This window comes from Actinoplanes sp. NPDC004185 (assembly GCF_053603475.1).
The window spans coordinates 38,304-51,309 of sequence record NZ_JBSGFR010000027.1; the positions used below are offsets into that span (position 1 = coordinate 38,304).

Annotated in this window: 12 protein-coding genes; 7 read left to right on the top strand and 5 right to left on the bottom strand. The window is 72.4% G+C overall.

Annotated features, from left to right (window positions below; translation table 11 throughout):
* Positions 1–12 precede the first annotated feature (12 nt).
* The gene (locus ACWEOZ_RS26295; RefSeq protein ID WP_451913332.1) at positions 13–609 is read left to right on the top strand and encodes a dihydrofolate reductase family protein; all 597 of its coding nucleotides are present in this window, start codon (positions 13–15) and stop codon (positions 607–609) included.
* Here ACWEOZ_RS26295 and ACWEOZ_RS26300 read toward each other — a convergent pair.
* Positions 599–2,032, bottom strand: a complete 1,434-nt coding sequence (locus tag ACWEOZ_RS26300) for a dihydrolipoyl dehydrogenase family protein (RefSeq protein WP_451913333.1) — start codon at positions 2,030–2,032, stop codon at positions 599–601. The two genes, ACWEOZ_RS26295 and ACWEOZ_RS26300, sit on opposite strands and share 11 nt — an antisense overlap.
* 156 nt (positions 2,033–2,188) lie before the next feature.
* Between ACWEOZ_RS26300 and ACWEOZ_RS26305 the strand changes: the two genes are divergently transcribed.
* Both ACWEOZ_RS26305 and ACWEOZ_RS26310 read left to right on the top strand, forming a co-directional pair.
* Positions 2,189–3,064 carry a helix-turn-helix domain-containing protein gene (locus tag ACWEOZ_RS26305; protein ID WP_451913334.1) on the top strand — a complete coding sequence of 292 codons (876 nt, stop codon included), beginning with the start codon at positions 2,189–2,191 and terminating at the stop codon, positions 3,062–3,064.
* 162 nt (positions 3,065–3,226) lie between these two features.
* Positions 3,227–3,475, top strand: coding sequence for a hypothetical protein (locus ACWEOZ_RS26310; RefSeq protein ID WP_451913335.1), 249 nt, complete (start codon positions 3,227–3,229; stop codon positions 3,473–3,475).
* A 22-nt stretch (positions 3,476–3,497) separates the two neighbouring features.
* On the opposite strand, the gene ACWEOZ_RS26315 is transcribed toward ACWEOZ_RS26310, so the two are convergent.
* Together ACWEOZ_RS26315 and ACWEOZ_RS26320 are read right to left on the bottom strand one after the other, a co-directional pair.
* Positions 3,498–4,400, bottom strand: coding sequence for an ABC transporter substrate-binding protein (locus ACWEOZ_RS26315; protein ID WP_451913336.1), 903 nt, complete (start codon positions 4,398–4,400; stop codon positions 3,498–3,500).
* The gene (locus ACWEOZ_RS26320) at positions 4,397–6,430 is read right to left on the bottom strand and encodes a putative bifunctional diguanylate cyclase/phosphodiesterase (RefSeq protein ID WP_451913337.1); all 2,034 of its coding nucleotides are present in this window, start codon (positions 6,428–6,430) and stop codon (positions 4,397–4,399) included. Before ACWEOZ_RS26320 ends, ACWEOZ_RS26315 begins: the two co-directional genes overlap by 4 nt.
* A 263-nt stretch (positions 6,431–6,693) precedes the next feature.
* Here ACWEOZ_RS26320 and ACWEOZ_RS26325 point away from each other — a divergent pair, with 263 nt between their 5' ends.
* From ACWEOZ_RS26325 to ACWEOZ_RS26335, 3 genes are all read left to right on the top strand, one after another.
* Positions 6,694–8,313, top strand: coding sequence for a flavin-containing monooxygenase (locus ACWEOZ_RS26325; RefSeq protein ID WP_451913338.1), 1,620 nt, complete (start codon positions 6,694–6,696; stop codon positions 8,311–8,313).
* 22 nt (positions 8,314–8,335) lie between these two features.
* The gene (locus tag ACWEOZ_RS26330; RefSeq protein ID WP_451913339.1) at positions 8,336–9,286 is read left to right on the top strand and encodes an alpha/beta hydrolase; all 951 of its coding nucleotides are present in this window, start codon (positions 8,336–8,338) and stop codon (positions 9,284–9,286) included.
* Between the two features lie 112 nt (positions 9,287–9,398).
* Positions 9,399–9,671, top strand: a complete 273-nt coding sequence (locus tag ACWEOZ_RS26335; RefSeq protein WP_451913340.1) for a chaplin family protein — start codon at positions 9,399–9,401, stop codon at positions 9,669–9,671.
* 70 nt (positions 9,672–9,741) lie between these two features.
* Here ACWEOZ_RS26335 and ACWEOZ_RS26340 read toward each other — a convergent pair whose 3' ends face one another.
* Positions 9,742–10,824 (bottom strand): hypothetical protein, encoded by a 1,083-nt coding sequence (locus ACWEOZ_RS26340; protein ID WP_451913341.1) that lies wholly within the window; start codon positions 10,822–10,824, stop codon positions 9,742–9,744.
* A 310-nt stretch (positions 10,825–11,134) separates the two neighbouring features.
* Between ACWEOZ_RS26340 and ACWEOZ_RS26345 the strand changes: the two genes are divergently transcribed.
* Positions 11,135–11,890, top strand: a complete 756-nt coding sequence (locus ACWEOZ_RS26345; protein ID WP_451913342.1) for an AbfB domain-containing protein — start codon at positions 11,135–11,137, stop codon at positions 11,888–11,890.
* Positions 11,891–11,908: 18 nt separating this feature from the next.
* On the opposite strand, the gene ACWEOZ_RS26350 is transcribed toward ACWEOZ_RS26345, so the two are convergent.
* The gene (locus tag ACWEOZ_RS26350; RefSeq protein ID WP_451913343.1) at positions 11,909–12,928 is read right to left on the bottom strand and encodes a LacI family DNA-binding transcriptional regulator; all 1,020 of its coding nucleotides are present in this window, start codon (positions 12,926–12,928) and stop codon (positions 11,909–11,911) included.
* Between the last annotated feature and the right edge of the window lie 78 nt (positions 12,929–13,006).

The window sequence follows — 13,006 nt, forward strand, 5'->3', positions numbered from 1 at the left end:
AAGGAGAACGCCATGGGCGAGATCGTGGTCGTGGAGCAGCTGAGCCTGGACGGCGTGATGCAGGCGCCGGGCAGTCCCGACGAGGACACCAGGGGCGATTTCGGGTACGGCGGCTGGGCCCGTCCCTACGCCGATCACGTCGCGGCCGCCACCATGGGCAAGGGGATGGGCGACGACGGCGCGATGCTGTTCGGGCGGCGGACCTACGTCGACTTCCACGGGTTCTGGGCCCGGCAGACCGACGGCAACCCGTACACCGAGGTGCTCAACCGCAAGACCAAGTACGTGGTCTCGCGCACCTTGACCGGGCCGCTGCCCTGGCAGAACTCGGTCCTGGTGACCGGCGAGGTCACCGGGGCCGTGGCCAAGCTCAAGGCCGAGGTCGACGGGGCCCTGGTGGTGCTGGGCAGCGGCATGCTCGTCCGGGCCCTGGCCGCCGCCGGCCTCGTCGACGAGTACGTCCTGTCGATCCACCCGCTCGCCCTGGGCGCCGGGACGAAGCTGTTCGGCGAGGGGCCCGCGGCGCACCGGGCGATGACCCTGGTCGACACCGTGACCACGACCACCGGAGTGATCATCGCCCGCTACCGCCCGGCGGTCACCGGGTAGGCCGGCCGTAGGTCTCCAGCAGCCGCAGCCAGATCTCGCTGACCGTGGGGTACGCCGGCACCGCGTGCCACAGCCGGGACAACGGCACCTCACCGACGACCGCGATCGTCGCCGACTGCAGCAGCTCGGCGACGTCCGGTCCGGCGAAGGTCACGCCGAGCACCACCTCGCGCTGCTCGTCGACGACCATCCGCGCGGTGCCGGCGTACCCGTCCGCGTGCAGGCTCGCCCCGGCGACCCGGCCGATCTCGTAGTCGACCACGCGGATCTGGTGCCCGGCCTCGCGCGCGGCCGCCGCGGTGAGCCCGACCGAGGCCACCTGCGGGTCGCTGAAGACGACCTGGGGGACCGCGCGGTGGTCGGCGGTCGCGACGTGGGTGCCCCACGGCCCGTCCGAGACGGGCGCGCCCGCCGCCCGGGCCGCGATGACGTCGCCGGCCGCCCGGGCCTGGTACTTGCCCTGGTGGGTGAGCAGCGCGCGGTGCGTCACGTCACCGGCGGCGTAGAGCCAGTCGGACCCGGGCACCCGCATGGTGTCGTCGGTGGTGATCCAGTCACCCGGCGTGAGCCCCACGGTCTCCAGACCGATCCCACCGGTACGCGGGGTGCGCCCGGTCGCCACCAGCACCTCCTCGGCCGTGACCGTGGCGCCGTCGCCGGTGCGGATCTCGACGCCGTCGGCGGTCCGGGTGACCTGCGTGGTGGCGGTGTGCAGCAGGACCGTGGCGCCCTGCTCGCGCAACGCCGCGGCGACGAGCTCACCGGCGAACGGCTCCATGCCACCCAGCAGGCCGCCGCGGGCGATCACGGTCACCTTCGTGCCGAAGCCCGCGTACGCCGTGGCCATCTCCGTGGCGACCACCCCGCCGCCGATGATCGCCAGGCTGCCCGGCACCTTGCGGGCGCTGGTCGCCTCCCGGCTGGTCCAGGGCCGCGCCGCGCGCAGCCCGTCGATGTCCGGCACGGCCGCGTCGGTGCCGGTGGCGACCGCGACGGCGTGGCGGGCGGTGAGCACGGTGGTGGCGCCGCCGGCCGCGGTGACCGTGACCTCGCGGACGCCGGTCAGGGCGCCGTGGCCGCGGATCACCGAGATGCCCGCGCCCTCGGCCCACTCCACCTGACCCGCGTCGGACCAGTCGTTGGAGAAGGAGTCCCGCCGGGCGAGCACCGCCGGCACGTCCAGGGCGCCGGTCACGGCCTGGGACGCCCCACCGACCTGCCGGGCGGCCCGCACGGCCTCGGCCGGGCGCAGCAGGGCTTTCGACGGCATGCAGGCCCAGTACGAGCACTCGCCGCCGACGAGCTCGTGTTCGACCAGGACGGCGGTCAGCCCGCCCTGTACGGCCCGGTCCGCGATGTTCTCCCCGACCGGACCCGCGCCCAGCACGATGACGTCGTAGGTGGTCTCGGTGCTCTGTGTCATGCGCTCTGCGTACCACTCTCCCGGGGGCGGTGGGGGGCCGGGGGCTGATCCGTACCCCGCGGGCTCGATGATCGTGCAGAAGGTTGCGCATCTTCCATGGACACTGCACGGTTGTATGCACGTGCAGCGGGGCACAAAGGTGACAGGGAGGAGACAATGACTTCGACGGATCAGGACTACCGCAGCGGACCCACGGCGCTGCGCATCCAGCTCGGCGTGCAGCTGCGGCGTCTGCGCCAGGCCCGCGGCATCTCACGCGAGGCGGCAGGCTGGGAGATCCGCGGCTCGGAGTCCAAGATCAGCCGGATGGAGCTCGGCCGCGTTCCTTTCAAGGAGCGCGACGTGGCCGATCTGCTCACCCTCTACGGCGTCGGGGAGCGGGAGAGCAAGGCCCTGCTGGAGCTGGCCCGGCGGGCGAACGCCCCGGCCTGGTGGCGGCAGTTCGGCGAGGTCGTGCCGCAGTGGTACCTGTCCTATCTGGGCCTGGAGGAAGCGGCTTCGCTGATCCGGGCATACGAGGCGCACTACGTGCCGGGTCTGTTGCAGACCGCCGACTACGCCCGGGCCGTGCTGCGCCGCGAGCACGTGACCGCGCCGGCCGCGGAGATCGAGCGGCGCATCGAGCTGCGGCGCAGCCGGCAGCGGGTGCTCACCCGGCCGGACCCGCCGCAGTTCTGGGCCGTGCTCGACGAGGCGGTGCTGCGGCGTGAGATCGGCGGTCCGGACGTGATGCGGGCCCAGGTGCAGGCCCTGCTCGAGGCCGCCCAGCGGCCGAACGTCCGGTTGCAGATCGTGCCGTTCCATCAGGGAGCCGCCGGGCCGGCCGATTTCCCGTTCGCCATCATGCGGTTCTCGGAGCCCGAGCTGCCCGACGTGGTCTACGTCGAGCAGCTGACCGGGGCGATCTATCTGGACAAGCCCGGTGACGTGGAGCATTACCTGATCGCGATGGAGCGGGCCTGCCTGGAGGCGGAGCCTCCGGAACGCACCGTGGCCCTCCTCGACGACGCGCTGCATCAGATCGCGCGCTGAGAGTCACGCCGACACGCCGGACATCGTCCGAACGGCGGAGCAGCCCGGCGGATCTTCCACTTTTCGTCCCGTGTGCATATGCACGTGCATCCGGCCTTGCGTCGGTCCGCGCATATGGCGATGCTTGGGCACGTGCACGGTTACCGGACGAGGAGTGAAATCATGGACGCCAATCGCGGCCCGAACCGGCCGGTGAGTCACTTCGCGGAGACGGACTACTGCTTCGGCACCGGCTCCCTGGACCTGCGGGTCGAACGCGTCGACTGGAACAGACCCATCCAGCGCGACGGCGAGAACTGGTACGAGGTGGAGGGCGTCGAGTTCACCCCGGACGGCCGGGAGATCGGCCGCCGGCAGGCCCTGATCCGGGGCCGCCGGCTGTCCGCGTTGCCGCGCAACTCCCGATCCTGAGCCGCCCGGTCCTGAGCCCGCGTCAGCTGCCCGCGTTGATCGACGACGTGGCCAGCGCGCCGTTCGCCAGGCCCCAGCGCTGCAGCAGCTCGGTGTAGCGGCCGGAGCGGATGAGCGAGTCCAGCGCGGCGCGCAGCGCGTCCCGCAGGCGCGTGTTGTCCTTGGCCACGGCCAGTCCCATCAGGCCCGGCTCGTACTGCACGGTCGAGGCGAGCTGGTAGTACGAGCGGGTCCGGCCGTCGGTGGCGAGGTGGGCGGCCGGCGGATAGTCGTTCAGGATGGCGACCGCCCGCCCGGTGCGGACCTGCAGCAGGGCGTCCGCATTGGTCTTGAAGTTCTTGATGATGATCTTGTCTGCTCCGCAGCTGGGCTGGGAGCGGCGCAGCAGGTCGGCCTGCACGGTGGACTTCTCCACCGCCACGACCTGGCCGCACAGGTCTTTGAGGTCCGAGATGCCGCGCGGGTTGCCCCGTTGCACGACGATCGCGGTGCCGGCGGAGAAGTAGTCGACGAAGTCCACCAGCTTCTCGCGTTCCGCGGTGTCGGTCATCGAGGAGAGCACGCCGTCGTAGGTGCCCTTGACGGTCTCGTCGATGGCCGAGCTGAAGTCGGCCGCCACCATCTCCACCCGGATCCCGGTGATCGAGCCGAGCGCCGCGGCCAGATCCGCGTCGAAGCCGATGATGGTGCGGCCGTCGGGCGCGTAGGACTCCATCGGCGCGTAGCTGGGGTCCGTGGCGAGCTGGATGCTGCCCCGGTCGCGGACCGCGTCCGGCAGCATGGCCCGGATCTGCTGGTCCACCGCTACCTCACCGGTCGCCGCTTCATCGGTGCCGGCCGGGGCCGGCCCGCAGCCGCCGGCGGCCAGGGCCAGGGTGATACCGGTGGCGGCCAGTCGGACGCGACGGCTCAGGGACTGCTTCATCGGATACCTCCGGTATTGAGGAACTCGGGTTCGACGGGTGCGGCGGCCGGGGCGGCGTCGAGCTCGGCGCGGGCGTGCCGGCCGCTGCCACGCGGGTTGAGGTAGAGGTCGAGCAGGTGCGGCCAGGCTGTGGGCCGGGCGAAGTGGAAGCCCTGCGCGTCGTCGCAACCGGCGTCCGCGAGCCAGCCGCTCACCGCCGGGGTCTCCACGCCCTCGGCCGTGACCCGCAGACCGAGCCCGTGCGCCAGGGCGATCACCGAGCGGACGATCGCCTGGTTGGGCGCGTCGGTGTCCAGGTCGGTGACGAAGCTGCGGTCGATCTTGACCTCGGCGACCGGGACGGACCGCAGCTGCGACAGGCTCGTGTAACCGATGCCGAAGTCGTCGACCGAGACCCCGATGCCCAGGGCGGTCAGCTCGACGACCGCGTCGGCGGCCGTCGCGGCGTCCCCGGCCAGCGCGGTCTCGGTGATCTCCAGCAGCAGCCGCCCGGGCGGCGTGCCGTGTTCGGCCAGCAACCCGGCCACCACCCGCGGGAAGCCGGGGGCCTCGAGGTTGCGGGCGGAGACGTTGACGGCCACCGGCCACTGCTGGCCGAGCGCCGTCCAGCCGGCCTGGTCCTGCAGGGCCCGGCGCAGCACCCAGGCGGTCAGCGGCTCGATGAGCCCGGACTGCTCGGCCGCGGGCAGGAACTCGGCCGGTGAGAGCAGCCCGCGCCGCGGGTGCTGCCAGCGCACCAGGGCCTCCAGGCCGCTGATCCCGTCGTCGGCCAGGCGCACCTTCGGCTGGTAGTGCAGGACGAGCTCGTCGCGTTCCAGCGCGTGGCGCAGCTCGGTCTGCACCATCAGCCAGTGCGCGGGCTGGGCGACCTGGCTGCGGTCGTACAGGACGATGTCGGCGGTGCCGCGCTTGCCCTGGTACATCGCGGCGTCGGCGTGCTGCAGCAGCTCCTCGACGTCGGTGCCGTGCTCCGGGTACAACGCCACGCCGAAGCTGGCCTCGATGCGCAGCGCGACCCCGTCGAGCAGGGTCTCCCGCACGAGCTCGCCCCGGGCCGTCTCGAGCAGGTCGAGCACCGCGTCGCGGGGGAGCGCCGGCAGGATCAGACCGAACTCGTCGCCGCCCAGCCGGGCGACGATGCCGGCGCCGCCGAGCGCGCCGGACAGCCGGGACGCGACCACTCTGAGCAACTCGTCCCCGGCGTGGTGACCCAGCGTGTCGTTGACCTCCTTGAAGCGGTTGAGGTCGACCAGCACGATCGCGCCGCGGGGGCCGTCCGCGGCGACGGTCTCCCGGGCGCGCGAGCGGAAGGCGGCGCGGTTGGGCAGGCCGGTCAGCGCGTCGTGCAGCGCTTCGTGCTCCTGCCGGGAGGCGTAGCGGCGCAGCGACCGCGAGGTGGACCACGCGATCAGGGCGAGCACCAGGTACAACGCGGCCAGGGCGGCACCGAGCCGCCAGTAGGTGACGTACATCTGCCGGTGCAGGTGCGCGGCGATCGCGTCGTACGGCAGATAGAGCTCCAGCACGCCCACCGCCTGCCCGGAGGCGCCGGCGATGACCGGCTGCAGCACCCGGATGACCATGCCGGAGCTGCGCCGGGAGTCGGCCACCACGGCGACGTCGGTACGGCCGGCGGCCGCCTCGCGGAAGGCCGGGGCGGACACCGGGATGCCGCCGGCGGTGGAGCCGTCGTCGGAGAAGGCGACCTGCCCGGCGAAGCTGCGCAGCCGCAGGCTGAGCACCGAGCCGTGGAAGATCGCGAGGTCGGTGGCCTCCTGCAGCCGCTGCCGCTGGATCGCGGTGAGCCCGGCCGCGAGGTCGGCGCCGTCCAGGGCGGGCGCGACGGCCATCTCCTCGATGACCGAGGCCTGGGCGCGGCCCTGGTCGGCGCTCTGCCGGGCGGCGTCGTCGCGGTAGCCCTGCACGAGCAGGACGCCGAGCAGCCCGACGAGCACCAGGCTGGCGACGGCATAGGCGAGGAACACGCGCGAGCCCGCGCTGGTGCCCCGGCTGTTCCGGCTCCGCCTCATGGTTGCTCTATCGACCCCGGCGGGGCCGACTGAAGCGGTTGGCCGGGTGGGCCGCTCTGTCGTGACCGGGCGGAAACATTGACGCGCTGCAGGATGCATTCTAGCTTGTGTGGCAGGTCACATTGACCGCACAGATTTCCCGTCCGCGCTGCCCCCAGCGCGCGTTCCGCACCGCCGGTCGCGCCGCGATGACGCACGCACTGCGGGGCGTGCGCCCGCCGCCGGCACCGGCACCTCGTACGCAGCCGTACCCGGGAGGCATGATGTCCGCTTCCGAAGCCCAGCCCACCCCACGGTCCGTCGACGCCGTCGTCGTCGGGGCCGGTTTCTCCGGCATGTACCTGTTGCACCAGCTCCGCGAGCAGGGCCTGTCCGTCGTCGTCTTCGAAGCCGGCACCGACGTCGGCGGCACCTGGTACTGGAACCGCTATCCCGGTGCCCGGGTCGACGTGGAGAGCCTCGCCTACTCGTACTCCTTCTCCCCGGACCTGGAGCAGGAATACCAGTGGGAGGAGCGCTACCCGACCCAGCCCGAGATCCTCAAGTACGCCCGCCACGTCGCCGACCGCTTCGACCTGCGCCGCGACATCGTCTTCCGGACCCGGGTGACCGCCGCGACCTGGGAGGAGGACGCCGGCACCTGGCTCGTGCGCACCGAGCACGGCGACGCCGTCAGCGCCCGGTTCTTCGTGATGGCCACCGGCTGCCTGTCCGCGGCCAAGATGCCGGAGATCCCGGGCCTGGAGTCGTTCAAGGGCGCGACCTACCACACCGCGCACTGGCCGCACGAGGGCGTGGACTTCACCGGCAGACGGGTCGCGCTCATCGGCACCGGCTCCTCGGGGGTGCAGTCGATCCCGGTCATCGCCGAGCAGGCCGCGGACCTGACCGTCTTCCAGCGCACCCCGGCGTACTCCCTGCCGGCGCGCAACCGGCCGCTGCGCCCGGACGAGATCGCCGAGCGCAAGGCCGGCTACCGGGCGTACCGGCAGGCCCAGCGCGAGTCCGCCGCCGGTATCCCGGTGACCGTGCCGACGAAGTCCGCGCTGGAGGTCTCCGACGCGGAACGCGACGCGATCTACGAGGCGGCCTGGGAGAGCGGCAGCCTGGTCAACCTGCTCTCCACCTTCACCGACCTGGCGACCGACCAGGCAGCCAACGACACGGCGAAACAGTGGATCCACCGCAAGATTCACGAGATCGTCGAGGACCCGGCGGTCGCCGACGACCTGTGCCCGGACTATCCGGTCGGCACCAAGCGGCCGTGCCTGGACACCGGCTACTACGAGACGTACAACCGGCCCGGCGTGCACCTGGTCAACCTGCGGCGGACCCCGCTGGTGGAGATCACCGAGAAGGGTGTGCGGACCGCCGAGCGCGAGTACGAGGCCGACATCATCGTCTACGCCACCGGCTTCGACGCGATGACGGGCGCGCTGACCAACGTCGACATCCGCGGCCGGGACGGTGTCTCACTCAAGGAGACCTGGCAGGCCGGGCCGCGGACGTACCTGGGCATCGGGTCGGCCGGCTTCCCGAACATGTTCATGATCACCGGGCCGGGCAGCCCGTCGGTGCTGTCCAACATGGTGGTGTCGATCGAGCAGCACGTCGACTGGGTGGCCGGGGTCATCCGGCACCTGGACTCCGAGGGCCTGCGCACCATCGAGGCCATCGCTCAGGCCCAGGACGACTGGGTGGCGCACGTCAACGAGATCGCCGGCTACACGCTCTACCCCAAGGCGAACTCGTGGTACATGGGCGCCAACGTGCCCGGCAAGCCGCGGGTGTTCATGCCGTACGCCGGTGGGGTGGGCGCGTACCGCAAGCGTTGCGACGAGGTCGCCGCCAAGGGTTACGAGGGCTTCGCCCTCACCGTCTGACGATCCGCGAAGGAGAGCACCCGTGTCCCGACGTCATCTGATCGACCCCGAGGTCGCCGTACCGCTGGAGGGTCTGCTCGAGGCCCTGCCCGGTGGTTTCAACGCCATCCCGGACATCGTCCAGCGCCGCGCCACCGTCGAGGCGCTGCTCAGCGCCATCGAGGTGCCGGAGAACCCGAACGTGGTCAAGGAGGACCGCACGGTGCCGGGGCCGGTCGGCGACCCCGACATCACCGTACGGATCTACCGGCCGCGCAACGCCACGGGCACCCTGCCCGGCATCTACTTCATCCACGGCGGCGGGATGATCCTCGGCACCGTTGCCGGGGAGGACCCGACCGCCACCCTGCTCTGCGACGAGGTCGGCGCGGTCGTGGTCTCGGTCGAGTACCGGCTGGCCCCGGAGCATCCGCACCCGGCCCCGGCCGAGGACTGCTACGCCGGTCTGGTGTGGACCGCGGCGCACGCGAACGAGCTCGGTGTCGACCCCGGCCGGCTGGCCCTCTACGGCGGCAGCGCCGGCGGTGGCCTGGTCATCGCCACCGCCCTGATGGCCCGCGACCGTGGTGGCCCGGCGCTGCGGTTCATGATGCCGATCTACCCGATGATCGACGACCGCAACGAGACGGCGTCCAGCCACGAGATCACCGACATCGGCATCTGGGACCGGGCCGGCAACATCGAGGCGTGGGCCTGGTACCTGGGCGGCAAGGAGGCCGACCAGTATGCCGCCCCGGCCCGCGCCGAGGACCTGACCGGGTTGCCGCCGGCCTTCATCGACGTCGGCACCGTGGACATGTTCCGGGACGAGGACATCGCCTTCGCCCAGCGGCTGATGGCGGCCGGGGTGCCCACCGAGCTGCACGTGCACCCGGGCAGCTATCACGCGGCCGAGACCTTCGCGGCTGACGCGGCGCTGTCCCGGCGTACCTGGGCACTGCGGACGGACGCGTTGCGGCGGGCCCTGGCCTGACCCTCTCCCGTGGCCCGTGCTGAATCTTGGCGGATTTTCCTAAAACGGGCGAAACACCTCAAAGGGGCCGCTAGGTTGATCTCAGTACCTGTCCGCAAGAGAAGGGTTCGTCATGAAACTGGTTCGAGGCTTCGCGTTGATCGTGGGAGTGGCCACCGCTGCCCTGGCGTTCTCGGCCCCCGCGAGCGCGCACGGCTGGGACGACGACTACAACAACCACCACCACCACAAGGGTCACCACGGCAGTCAGTACAGCAGTGGCAACGTCGGCCTGCTGAACGGCAACCAGGCGTACATCCCGGTGCACATCCCGCTCAACGTCTGCGGCAACAGCATCGCGATCCTCGGCCTCGCGAACAGCAACGCCGGCTGCGTCAACAACTGATCACCCGACCCGGGTAGGTGCCGGCCGTCGCCCACGGACGGCACCTACCACGCCGGGTGCGGCCACCGGCTCAGCCGCGGCCCACCCGCAACGTACCGACGCCCGCCACGGCGTCCAGGTCGATGCGGTTCTTGCTGTCGGCCCAGTGCGGCGACAGGAACGAGGCACCGCGGGCCACCCCGTCGTCGGTGCGCCCGTCCAGCTTGACCTGACCGGCGCCGCCGCGGGCCCGTACCCGTACCGGGACACCCTGGTCCGTGGAGACCTCGAAGCGGTTCACCCCGCCCGACAACCGGATCGGCAGCGTGCCGTCCGGCCGCGGCAGCGTCAGATCGATCCGCGCCGCGTCGCCGGCGAGATCCACCGCGTCCACCTTGGCGTCACCCAGGTCGAAGACCCCGGCCTTGATGCCACCGGTGATCCGCATGCTCCACCGCACGTCGGCGTTGAGCAGCACGGTGACCGCCGCGTCGGGCCGCTTGCCCTTCTCGTCGAGGAACAGCCGCACTCCCTTGGAGTTGACCTGCGCGCGGGGGAGCACGCTGCCGTCCTGCGGCGTGGTGATCCGGTACAGGTCCCTGCCGATGTCCCCGGTCCGCAGGTCGATCACCGCGGTGTCGCTGACCAGTTCGAACACGGCTTCGGCGCGGCCCCGCGCGGGCGCGGAGATCACGTTGGCCGGGGCCGGCGCCGAGGAGGGCGGGTCGGTCTGCGGCTCGATGGGCTGTGGCTCGACGGGCTGCTGCGGCGCGGTCGCCGGCGGTGGTGCGCCGGCATCGGACTGCGGGGCCTGGGCGGCCGGGGGTGAGTCCTGGCCGACGAAGACGTACCCGGCGAAGCCGGCCCCGGCCACGAGGACGACGGCCAGCGCGACGACCGGCAGGAAGGACCGCTTCGACCGGCGGGGCGGCGGCGGGAACGTCAGGTGGCTCGTGCTGTCCCGGCGGCCGGTGTCGTCGCCGTCGCGGGTGCCGGAGCGCAACAGCGCGTCGACCGCCGCCTCCGTCGGTTCGTCGGTGTAGTGGTCGGCGGGCGGGCCGATGCGGTGCGGCGCGTCGGGCCAGTAGTCCGAGATCGACGGCAGCGTGGGCGGCGTCGGGTCGGCGGGACGCCGGTACGGGGCGTCCGGATCTGCCGGTACGGGGTTGTCCACTGCGCGTTGCTCCCTCGAGGGCAAGCACCGCCGGCCGCGGGTCGTCACGGTCGTCGGCGCGTGGTGATTCCCTCGTGACTACGGATGGGAGTGCGGTTCGGATCGACCACGGACGGTGAACCGAGGATTGCCTCTTGCCACCGGCCGCTTTTGCCCCGAATATTGCTGCTGCACCCGCCCGCGCGGCGTCCCGCACCATGTGACCAGTGAACGGATCCGGATGTCGCCAGAGGATGGCCCGCTCGCCGACGAGTGGGTACCACCGCCGCAGCACTTCGCCCCGCCCCCGCGCACGTCCGCCAGCGTCCCGATGGCCGCCGTGTCTGCGCCCGCGCCGCACCGGGCCACCGCGCCGGGCCGGACGCGTACCGTCGTGGTCGCCGCCGCCGTGATCGCGCTGCTCGCCGCGGTCGGTCTGGCCGTCACCTCTCGCGAGGAGAAGCGCCCCGGGCCACTCTTCGTGGCCCTGCCGACCGTGCCGCCGGTGACCGTCGAGCCGAGCGAGCCGTCACCGGCCGCCTCACCGGTGGACCGCCCCGCACCCCCGGCGACCAGCCGGGTTCGCGACGTGCTGCCGGCGCCCCGCACCCCGGCCGGCAGTCCGGGGCGGGCGACATCGGCCGCGCCCGTCGTCGCTCTACCGGTGGTGGGCCAAGAATTCGGGCTGGAGCCGGTGGGGGAGCCCGGCCGGCGGGTCCGGCACCGCGACTTCGTGGCCCGGATCGACCCGGTGGGACCGGGCAGTCGGGCGCTGGACCGGGCCGACTCCCGCTTCACGGCGCGAGCGGGCCGCGGTGACCCCGCCTGCCTGTCGTTCGAGTCGTTCAACTACCCGGGCTACTTCCTGCGCTCGCGGGAGTCGGCTCTGCGGCTGGAACGGGCGGACGGCAGCCGCGGGTACGACGCCGAGGCGACGTTCTGCGCGGTGCCGGCGGGCAACGGCGGGTTCGTGCTGCGCAGCCGCAGCGCTCCGGACCGCTACGTGACGGTGAGTGATTCAGTGTTGTCACTGGACCGGGTGGCGCCGGTCGCGGCGAAGGCTTTCGTCACCCGACCGCCGCTCTGAGCCGTCCCGCGGGGCCGGTCAGGCTGAGGCGCGCCAGACGATCGGGGTCGGGAGCAGCACGTTGCCCGGCGCCGGCTCCTCGCCGCGCAGCTGCCGCAGCACCAGATCCGCCGCGTTCCGGCCGATCTCGCGCGCGGGCTGGTGCACCGTCGACAGTGGTGGCTGCGTGCGCGACGCCCAGGAGCTGTCGTCGAAGCCGACCACCCCGATGTCCGCCGGCGCGCTGCGGCCCGCGTCGCGCAGCACCTCCAGTGCCCCCGCCGCCAGCGCGTCCGAGGCGGCGAAGAGCCCGTCGATGCGGGGCTCGCGGGCCAGCAGCTCCCGCATGCCCTTCACTCCGGACGCGTAGTCGTACAGCGGCACCTCGGCGACGAGGCGGGGATCGAAGCGATCACCCAGCGCCGCCCGGAAGCCGGTCAGGCGGTCGGCGCCGGAGTCGCGGTCCAGCGCCGCCGCGATCATCGCGATGTGCCGGCGGCCGGTGGCGGCCAGCCGTTCGGTGATGGCGCGGGCCGAGCCGACGTTGTCGATGCCCACGTACGGGATGCTGCGGTGCAGGTCCGGTGGGTGGCCCACGAAGGTCGCGGGGAGGCGGAGCTCGGCGATGACCCGGGTGATCGGGTCGTGGCTGCGGGCCGAGACGATGATCGCCCCGTCGACGAAGCCGCCGCTGAGGTAGCGGGCCACGCGTTCGGTGTCGCGGGCCGAGTCGACGACCAGGTTGACCATCTGGTGGTCGGCCACCGAGAGGACCTCGTTGGCGCCCAGCATGATGGCGCCGATGTTGGGGTCGTCGAGCAGCAGCGAGTGCGGCTCCAGGGCCAGGAAGCCGACCGCCTGGGAGCGGCGCATCACCAGGTTGCGGGCGGCGGTGTTGGGCACGTAACCGACCTCGGCGATGGCGGCCTCGATGGCGGCGCGGGCCTCGGCCGACACGTAGCCGCCGTTCAGGACGCGGCTGACCGTGCCACGCGAGATCCCGGCCGCCGCGGCGACATCGTGGACCGTGGCGCGTCTGGGCTTGCTCGGCGGGGCCACGTCAGCAGTGTAGGGCCGGCCTCTTGACCTGGTCCGCGGGCCGTGCTTAGTGTGTGCACGTTCACACATCCGACACGG

What these genes read in the sequence shown, in the direction of transcription:
- ACWEOZ_RS26295 (WP_451913332.1), top strand. Translation starts at nt 13, where the DNA reads ATGGGCGAGATCGTGGTCGTGGAGCAGCTGAGCCTGGACGGCGTGATG.
- ACWEOZ_RS26300 (WP_451913333.1), bottom strand. Translation starts at nt 2,032, where the DNA reads ATGACACAGAGCACCGAGACCACCTACGACGTCATCGTGCTGGGCGCG.
- ACWEOZ_RS26305 (WP_451913334.1), top strand. Translation starts at nt 2,189, where the DNA reads ATGACTTCGACGGATCAGGACTACCGCAGCGGACCCACGGCGCTGCGC.
- ACWEOZ_RS26310 (WP_451913335.1), top strand. Translation starts at nt 3,227, where the DNA reads ATGGACGCCAATCGCGGCCCGAACCGGCCGGTGAGTCACTTCGCGGAG.
- ACWEOZ_RS26315 (WP_451913336.1), bottom strand. Translation starts at nt 4,400, where the DNA reads ATGAAGCAGTCCCTGAGCCGTCGCGTCCGACTGGCCGCCACCGGTATC.
- ACWEOZ_RS26320 (WP_451913337.1), bottom strand. Translation starts at nt 6,430, where the DNA reads ATGAGGCGGAGCCGGAACAGCCGGGGCACCAGCGCGGGCTCGCGCGTG.
- ACWEOZ_RS26325 (WP_451913338.1), top strand. Translation starts at nt 6,694, where the DNA reads ATGTCCGCTTCCGAAGCCCAGCCCACCCCACGGTCCGTCGACGCCGTC.
- ACWEOZ_RS26335 (WP_451913340.1), top strand. Translation starts at nt 9,399, where the DNA reads ATGAAACTGGTTCGAGGCTTCGCGTTGATCGTGGGAGTGGCCACCGCT.
- ACWEOZ_RS26345 (WP_451913342.1), top strand. Translation starts at nt 11,135, where the DNA reads ATGGCCGCCGTGTCTGCGCCCGCGCCGCACCGGGCCACCGCGCCGGGC.